This window comes from Xanthomonas sp. LMG 12462 (assembly GCF_009192885.1).
GTDB lineage: Bacteria > Pseudomonadota > Gammaproteobacteria > Xanthomonadales > Xanthomonadaceae > Xanthomonas_A > Xanthomonas_A sontii.
Window position 1 is genome coordinate 23,830 of the sequence record NZ_NMPP01000053.1, and the last position, 8,535, is coordinate 32,364.

The 8,535-nt window shown below is 70.7% G+C and carries 4 protein-coding genes and 1 pseudogene; 3 read left to right on the forward strand and 2 right to left on the reverse strand.

All coding sequences use genetic code 11. The features are described from left to right. Positions 1 to 573 precede the first annotated feature (573 nt). Both CEK69_RS21465 and CEK69_RS13930 read right to left on the reverse strand, forming a co-directional pair. Positions 574 to 1,755, reverse strand: a pseudogene (locus tag CEK69_RS21465) (M56 family metallopeptidase); the annotation flags it as partial. A 3-nt stretch (positions 1,756 to 1,758) separates the two neighbouring features. Then, on the reverse strand, positions 1,759 to 2,145 hold the full coding sequence (locus CEK69_RS13930) for a BlaI/MecI/CopY family transcriptional regulator (protein WP_017909741.1): 387 nt from the start codon (positions 2,143 to 2,145) through the stop codon (positions 1,759 to 1,761). Positions 2,146 to 2,763: 618 nt separating this feature from the next. Here CEK69_RS13930 and CEK69_RS13935 point away from each other — a divergent pair. The 3 genes from CEK69_RS13935 to ligD all read left to right on the forward strand — a co-directional run bounded on the left by CEK69_RS13935 (position 2,764) and on the right by ligD (position 8,185). Then, positions 2,764 to 5,154, forward strand: a complete 2,391-nt coding sequence (locus CEK69_RS13935) for a TonB-dependent receptor (protein ID WP_226975165.1) — start codon at positions 2,764 to 2,766, stop codon at positions 5,152 to 5,154. Between the two features lie 192 nt (positions 5,155 to 5,346). Further along, entirely contained in the window at positions 5,347 to 5,523 is a 177-nt protein-coding gene (locus tag CEK69_RS13940) for a DUF3606 domain-containing protein (protein ID WP_152246194.1), read from the forward strand. 19 nt (positions 5,524 to 5,542) lie between these two features. Continuing rightward, complete coding sequence (gene ligD / locus CEK69_RS13945) at positions 5,543 to 8,185, forward strand: DNA ligase D (protein ID WP_152246196.1); 2,643 nt, start codon at positions 5,543 to 5,545, stop codon at positions 8,183 to 8,185. Positions 8,186 to 8,535: the final 350 nt, after the last annotated feature.

The following is an 8,535-nucleotide window of genomic DNA, read 5'->3' on the forward strand; positions in this document are numbered from 1 at the left end:
CAGCTCGCCCTGCTCGCGGCCCAGCGCTCCTTGGCGCTTACCCAGCTCGCCCTGCTGCGCGCCCAGCTTGCCGATCGGCTCGAATAGCGCGTCGAAGCGGGCCAGCAGCGCAGGATCGTGCACCACATAACGCTTGCCGCCGCGGCGGAACCACAGGCCATCGCCCTGGGTCTCGCGCTTCACGCTGGCGAGTTCGTCGTTGCTGCCGCTCATCGTCGAATGGTTGCCCTTGACCCGGACATACGACTGTTCGAGTTGACCGTTGTGGGTTTTCTGCATCGATCGCGTGCTGATCCGCGAGCCGATGGCCGGCGGCGGCGCGGGGACCGCCGGGACCACCATTGCAGGCCGCGCAGGCGGCGCGGGCGGCGGCGGCGGCGGCGGCGGTACTGCGGGCACGTTGGCGGCGCGGGCGGCGGCACCGGCGTCCCCCATGTCGACCGCATCGGCCGCCTCCGCGGCCGCCGCGTTCGCGGCTTCCATCTCAGGCTCCTGCGCCGCTGCGCTCGCGTCGGCTGCCTGCTTCGCTGCATCTGCAGCCGCCATGGCAGCCTGCGCCTCCGCCGCCGCAAGCGCCGCTTCGCGGGCCGCGTCATCGGCAGTGTATTCGCTCGGTGGCGCCGCGGCCTGCGCCGGGGAGACGGGAGCCGGCTTGCCGGCGGCAGGCAGCGCATGGCCGGGCTGGGCCACCAGGCGCAGCGGCGCCACGCCAAGCACGGCCACCGCGGTCAGGATCAGGGCCGCGCCCAGGCGCGGAAAAGCGGACGTGGTCTGCAGCATCAGCAATCTCCGTTTCAGGCTCAGGAAGGTCGGCGAAGCGCTGGCCAGGCCGGCGCTGGGCCGCGGTGCCACACCCAGCTGCACCAGCAGCCGCGCGTAGTCGTGACGGCAATGGCGGTGGCCGGCGACCACGGCCGCATCGCAGGCCGCCTCGCGGGCCAGGGCGTACTCGCGGTTGGCCAGGTGCACCAGCGGATGGAAGAAGAACAGGTGCTGCGCCACCGCCGGCAGTAGCCCCCACCACAGGTCGCGGCGCTGCAGGTGCACCAGTTCGTGGGTCAGCGCCATGTCCAGATCGTCGGCGCGCAGGCTGTCCATGCGCCGCGCCGGCAGCAGCAGCACCGGCTGCCACGGCCCGATCAGTTGCGGCGAATCGGTGCGCGCACACAGCCGCAGCTGCGGCGGCTGGCGCAGGCCGTGGGCCTCGGCCGCCAGGCGCAGCGCACCGAGCAGGGCGGTGTCGGTGCACGGCGCCGCCTCGCGCGCACGCTGGCGGCTGCGACGGTAGGCCAGCACGCTGTGCGCGGCACAGACCAGCACGCCGGCCAGCCACAGCGCCACCAGCGCCTGCGCCCACGGCCAGGCGGCCAGGGATGTCGTGGCCGGAGGTGCGGCGATCGCCGCGGTGGCAGCGGTGGCGTTGACGTTGATCTGCGCAGGCATCGCAGCGGACACGCGCGGCATCGCAGCGCCTGCCGGCGTCGCCGACACCGTAGCGACGGCCGCCGGTGCCGCCGCCACCGGCGCCGGCGCGGCCGGCAGCACCGGTAGCTGCACCGCCCCGGCCCACAGCAGGCCCAGCACGCTCTGCGCGGCGACCAGCCACCACAACCGGCAACGCGTCGCCGCCGGCAGGGTCGGCAGCCAGCGGCACAGCGCCCAGATCAGCGCGACCAGCACCAGCGTCTGCACGCTGGTCGCCAGCAACCGCGACAGCAGACTCTCGAACACGTTCGTCCCCACCAGGCTGTGCATGGCTCAGTCCTCTCGCCGTTGCGATTGCAGTTTGGCCACCAGGGCCTCCAGTTCGGCCAGTTCCGTGTCGCTGACCTCGGCGCGCTGCGACATCCACGCCACGAACGGCGAGACCGAGCCCTGCAGGGTCTTCTCGACGAAGCTGCCGACCGCGCTGCGCACCACGTCGTCCTGGCCGCTGGTGGCGGCATAGCGGTACACGCCCTGCACCTGGCGACGACGCAGATAGGCCTTGGCGCGCAGGCGCTCCATCATGGTCAGCACCGTCGAGCGCGCCAGCCCGCGCGCCTCGCCGAACCCGGCGGCGACCTCGCCGACACTGGCATCGCCATGTTCGGCGATGTACTGCAGCAGGGCCAGTTCCTGGTCCCCGATCGATTTGCGGCGCATCCGCCCACTCCGATGACTACACGTGTCGGCAAAACTACCCGTGACGACACGTGTCGTCAATAGGTCGCAGGTCATGGGCGGCAGGCGTCTGCAAGCCTGGCGATGGCGCCGCTCCGCGAGGCCAGTCGCACCCGGCGCCTGCCGGTGGAGCCGCATCGGTCCTGAGCATTCGGCCCCATGTCTCGCGCACGCGTGCAGCAGCATGAGGTCGGCCCCCCGGCCACCGTGCATGCATTCGCCGTAGACGTCGGCGCTGATCCATCCTCGTTCGCGCAGCGGCACCAGCGCCCTATACCCAGGTATCGCATCGCATACGCGCAGCAGGCAGCGCTGTACCAACGCGCAATGGTGCAAGCGCACATGCAATGCAAGAATTTCTTGCACCGCTTCACGCCGCTGTATTCACCGCGGAAGCGCGATGCCGCAGCTGCGCCGTTCGCCTCCATCGATCCGGAGCGGGCCGCCGCACCTGCCGCGCGCCACCTTCCCGGGTCCGCGCCGCACCGTCGGCGCACTGTCATCGCAAACGCACAGCCAGCCGGACGTCGCCGCGAAGCCGCCGCCCTGCGCTGGGTGCGCGCGTGCGCCACCGCTTCCCACTCCACACCGGATCCGACCATGCACGCGACCTCCTCCCGTCTCCGCGCCGCAATCCTGCCGATCTCTGCACCGCATCGCCTCAGGCACAAGTGCGCGCCGTCGCTGTTGTCTGCGGCGCTGGTCGCCTGCCTCACCGCCTACACGGCACACGCGGCGGAGACGACTGCCAGCAGCAACGCCGACACCACCCCAACCACGCTGTCCGCACTGGACGTGGTGGCCTCGCCGCATGCAGCCACAGTGGCGCCCACCCAGGTGGTGGGCCCGAACCGCTATGTCATCAATGCCGGCGACATGGACGCCGACCTCGCCGGCAGCAACGGCCTGGCGCGGCTGAAGACCGTGCCCGGCGCCAGCTACACCGCCACCGACGGGCTGGGCCTGGACGTCTCCGCCACCAGCCTGTTCGTGCGCGGGTTCCGCATGAACGAAATGGGCATCACCTTCGAAGGCGTGCCGTTGAACGACAGCGGCTTCCTGTCGTTGACCGGCACCAGCGTGGTCAACGTCGGCGTGCCGGACGCCATCGGCACCATCACGGTCAGCCCCGGCGCGGCACCGGTGAGCGTGTTCTCCAGCAGTGCCAACGGCGGCGCGCTGGAGTACCGCCTGGGCGAACCGAAGGACACGCCCGGCCTGCGCGTCAAGCAGGGCGTGGGCAGCGACGCGACCCGGGTCACCACGGTCTCCGCGCAGAGCGGGCAACTCGGCGCCAACGGTCCGAAGCTGCAGGTCGACCTGCAACGGCTGGGCGCGGACAAATACCAGGGCGGCGGCACCCAGCGCTTCCTGCGCGGCGACCTGAAGGCGACGCAGGACGTGGCCTGGGGCACGTTCACCGTGTTCCTGTCGGCCAGCCACGCCGCGATGTGGGGCTACAACAACCTGTCCTTCGACATGCTCGGCAAGCTGGGCTGGCGCGCCGACAGTCTCTATCCCGACTACGCCAGGGCCTATGCCATCGCCCTGCCGCAGAACGCCGCCGCCTCCTGCGGCGCCTACCGCTGCGGCGCGCTGGCCGGGCTGCTGCCGTACGACACCGGCCAGATCACCGACGACCGCATCGCCTCGCTCGCGCACGACTTCCACATCTCCGACGCGCTCAGCGGACATGTGCAGGTCTACAGCGCGCACAGCCGCACCCACGCCACGCTGAGCGATCCGACCACGCCCTCACCCAACGGCGCGCCGTTCTCCGAGCAGGTGCAGGCGCCGCACCTGCGGCGTACCGGCGGCCTGCTCAGCCTGACCTATGTGCATGGCCGGCACACGCTCAGCGCCGGTCTCTGGCAGGAGCACAGCAGCGCCGACGCGGCGACGTCCTGGTACACCGAACCGCTGCTGGGGCAGGGCCGGCCGCTGCGCACCACCGGGCCGTGGGATGTGTACGGCCCGGCGTTCAATACCGACAACGTCTCGCAGTGGACCACCCGCGCGCGCCAGGTCTACCTGCACGACGACATCGCGCTGAGCGACACGCTGGTGCTGGGCCTTGGCGCCAAGGCGGTGGATTTCCGCACCAGCGGCGGCGGTGTCGGCGATGCGCCGGACCGGCCGGCGGCCGGCACGCTGCGCGCGAAGAGCGCGTTCCTGCCGCATCTGTCGCTGTTCTGGAGCCCGACCACGCAGACCGACGGCTTCATCGACCTGGGCAGCGCGATGAACGGCTTCCGCGTCGCCCAGCGCGGCAACATCGGCTATACCGCCTCGGCCTGGACCGTCCCCGACCAGGCCACGTTCGACCGCCTGGCCCGCCACCTGCAGCCGGAACAGGACTGGAACCTCACCCTCGGCGGCACCCATCGCTTCGACCGCGCCACCGTCACCGCGGACGTGTTCTACGGCGACATCCGCCATCGCCTGCTGTCGGCCGCGGTCGGCACCCAGTTCGCGCAGGTCAACACCGTGCAGGTGATGCCGAAGATGCACACCTTCGGCGCCGACCTGGGCGTGACCGTCGACCTCACCCCGCACCTGCAGTTCTACCAAGGCGTGGCGCTGGCGCGCTCGGTCTACGACCGCGACGTGGTCGTCGACGGCAACGTCTATCCGATCCAGGGCAAGGCGCAGCCGGGCTATCCGCAACTGTCGCTGGTCAGCGACCTGTCAGCGCATGTGCGCCACTGGCGCTTCGGCGCCACCAGCACCGAGTACCTGCATCAGCCCTTCACCTACGAGAACGACCTGCGCGTACCGGCGTTCTGGCAGGTCAACACGTACACGGCGTACACGCTGGGGCCCGACAGCCCGCTACCCGGCCTGGAACTGCGCCTTGACGTCAGCAACCTGCTCGACCGCCACAACATCGGTACCGCCAACATCGCCGGCTCGGCGTTCGCCGGCGACTACCAGACGCTGCAGCGCAGCGCGCCGCGGCAGCTGTTGTTCAGTACCTCGCTGGCGTTCTGAGGCAGCGGCATGCGCGTCCACGCCAGCGGCGCGCATGCATGGGGCAGACATGGCTTTCACGGCGGTGCCACGCCGGCGCGACTAGAAGTTTGCGTAACGGTCCGCCGACGCATGCCGCGTCCGTCGGCTTCGCCGCCGCGCTGCAGCGCGCCCTCCACGACCGCAGCGGCCTCTGGACGACAGGACATCGGCATGAGCGACGACACCCGCAATACCGGTTCGCCCGATCGAGATCGCATCAACCTCCACGAAGACGACGAAGTGCGCTACTGGACGCAGGCGTTGGGCGTGACCGCCGACGAATTGCGCGCGGCGGTGCAGGCGCTGGGCAGCAGCGCCGCGGCGGTCCGCGCGCACCTGCGCACGTGACGCGGGCCGGGCCCGCGCCATGAGCCTCGCCGACTACCGCCGCAAGCGCCGCTTCGACAAGACCCGCGAACCGGAGCCGGGCAAGCCGGTGCCGGCGGGGCAGCGGCCGATCTTCGTCGTGCAGCTGCACCACGCCAGCCGCCGCCATTACGATTTCCGCCTGCAGGTCGGCGATGCGCTGAAGAGCTGGGCGGTGCCGAAAGGGCCGAGCTACGACCCCAAGGTCAAGCGCATGGCGGTGGAAGTGGAAGACCATCCACTGGACTACGCCACGTTCGAGGGCGAGATCCCGCAGGGCGAATACGGCGGCGGCCACGTCGCCCAGTTCGATCACGGCGTGTGGAGCAGCGCGGACGATCCGGAAGCGCAACTGGCCAAGGGTCATCTGCGCTTCGAACTGTTCGGCGACAAGCTCAAGGGCGGCTGGCACCTGGTGCGCTCGGGCAAGCCGGCGCGGCAACCGCAGTGGCTGCTGTTCAAGGAGGACGACGCCTTCGCCGGCGATCTGGAGGCGGATGACCTGCTGGCCGATGTCACCGCGGCGCCGGCGCAGGACGTCAAGCGTGCCGGCGCCGGCAAACCGGACAAGCGCAAGGTCACGGTGGTGGCGCCAGTGCGCAAAGGCCGCCGGACGAACTGGGCCAAGTTGGCCGAGGCGCTGCCCGGCGCGATGCCGGCGGCGGCGCCGGACGGGCCGTTCGCGCCGCAGCTGGCCCGGCTTGGCGACGCGCCGCCACAGGGCGCGCAGTGGATCCACGAGATCAAGTGGGACGGCTACCGGATCCTGGCCACCGTCGCCGACGGCGTGGTGCGGCTGTGGTCGCGCAACGCGATCGAATGGACCGACAAGATTCCCGAGATCCGCGATGCCATCGCCGCGCTGGGCCTGCGCTCGGCGGCGCTGGATGGCGAACTGATCGCCGGCAAGGGCACCAAGGAGGACTTTAACCTGCTGCAGGCAGTGCTGTCCGGCGAGCGTCAGGGCAAGCTCGCGCTGGCCCTGTTCGACCTGCTGCATCTGGACGGCATCGACATCGCCGCTGCACCGCTGTCCGCGCGCAAGGCGCTGCTGCAGCGGCTGCTGCAGAACGCCGATACGCACCTTGCCTTCAGCTCGCACATCGACGGCGACGGCGACGCCGCGTTCCAGCTCGCCGGCGCGCAGCACTTCGAGGGCATCGTCTCCAAGCGCGCCGATCGCGGCTACCACGGCGGCCGCAGCGACGACTGGCGCAAGACCAAGCAATTGCGCTCGGACGAATTCGCGGTGGTCGGCTACACCGCACCCAAGGGCAGCCGCAGCGGCTTCGGCGCGTTGCTGCTGGCGCGGCCGGATCCCGAACATGGCTGGCTGTACGTCGGGCGGGTCGGCTCCGGCTTCTCCGACGCGCTGCTGCGCGAGCTGACCGCACTGATCGGCAAGGCCGGCAGCACCACGCCCAGCGTGCACGTGCCCACTACCGAAACCGACCTGCGCAGCGCGCGCTGGTTCGCGCCGCGCTTCGTGGTGGAGGTGTTCTACCGCGGCATCGGCGGACAGCAGTTGCTGCGCCAGGCCTCGCTGAAGGCGGTGCGCCCGGACAAGGACATCGCCGACCTGCGCGATGCCGACGCACCGGCACCGCGCGCGGCGGCGGCGCGGGCGACGCTGGCGGCCAGGAAAGCCAAGGCAGACGGGCCGGCCAAAACAACGAAGGCAACCAAGGGGGCGAAGGCGGCGAAGTCGAGCGAAACCAAGACCAGCGGTCCCCGGCGCAGCAAGCGCGATGTCGCGGCCACGGTCACCGCGCGCACGCCGCCGACCCTGTCCAGCCCGGGCCGCGTGGTCTTCCCCGACATCGGCGCGACCAAGCGCGAGGTCTGGGACTACTACAGCGCGGTGATGGATCACCTGCTGCCGGAGATCGCCGGTCGCCCGCTGTCGATCATCCGCTGTCCGGCTGGCGCCGAACGCGCGTGCTTCTTCCAGAAGCACCACACCGCCGGGCTGGAACTGGTGTCGTCGGTGCGGTTGAAGGAAGAAAGCGGCACCCAGGCCGAGTACCTGGTGGTCGAGGATGCGGCCGGGCTGCTGGAGCTGGTGCAGTTCAACGCCCTGGAATTCCATCCCTGGGGCGCCAAGGCACAGCGCCCGGACGTGGCCGACCGCGTGGTGTTCGACCTGGATCCAGGCCCGGACGTGCCTTTCGCCGAGGTCAAGCGCGCCGCCACCGACATCCGCAAGCTGCTCGCGCAACTGGAGCTGGAATCATTCCTGCGCGTGTCCGGCGGCAAGGGCCTGCACGTGGTGGTGCCGCTGGCGCCGGGCTGCGATTGGGACCTGACCAAGCGCTTCGCCCATGGCTTCGCCGACGCGCTGGCGCAGTCGCAACCGGATCGCTTCCTCGCCACCGCCAGCAAGCGCCTGCGCAACCAGCGCATCTTCGTCGATTACCTGCGCAACGGCCGCGGCGCCACCGCGGTGGCCTCGTACTCGCTGCGCGCCCGCGCCGGCGCCCCGGTGGCGATGCCGCTGGCCTGGAGCGACCTGTCCAAACTGCACCGCGCCGACGCCTTCAAGCTGCGCGACGTCCCCGCCAAGCTGAAACGGCGACGCAAGGATCCCTGGGCCGGCATCGACGCGCTGAAGCAGAACCTGTCGCGCTGGGCCGAAACGGAGTGAGCAAAGCCCCTCTCCCGTCGGGAGAGGGGCTGGGGTGAGGGTCGGCGCGTAGCGACTCGCTGAGATTGAACGCGAGCGACCGTACCCTCATCCGCCCCTGCGGGGCACCTTCTCCCTAGGGGAGAAGGGAAAAGCCGAGCCCCTCTCCCATCGGGAGAGGGGTTGGGGTGAGGGTCCGGCGCGTAGCGACTCGCTGAGATCGAACGCGAGCGACCCGTACCCTCATCCGCCCCTTCGGGGCACCTTCCCCCAAAAAGGGGGCCATGGTCCCGAAGGGAGAAGGAGGAGCAAAGCCCCTCTCCCGTCGGGAGAGGGGTTGGGGTGAGGGTCCGACCGCCAGCCAACTCACC

What these genes read in the sequence shown, in the direction of transcription:
- CEK69_RS13930 (WP_017909741.1), bottom strand. Translation starts at nt 2,145, where the DNA reads ATGCGCCGCAAATCGATCGGGGACCAGGAACTGGCCCTGCTGCAGTAC.
- CEK69_RS13935 (WP_226975165.1), top strand. Translation starts at nt 2,764, where the DNA reads ATGCACGCGACCTCCTCCCGTCTCCGCGCCGCAATCCTGCCGATCTCT.
- CEK69_RS13940 (WP_152246194.1), top strand. Translation starts at nt 5,347, where the DNA reads ATGAGCGACGACACCCGCAATACCGGTTCGCCCGATCGAGATCGCATC.
- ligD (WP_152246196.1), top strand. Translation starts at nt 5,543, where the DNA reads ATGAGCCTCGCCGACTACCGCCGCAAGCGCCGCTTCGACAAGACCCGC.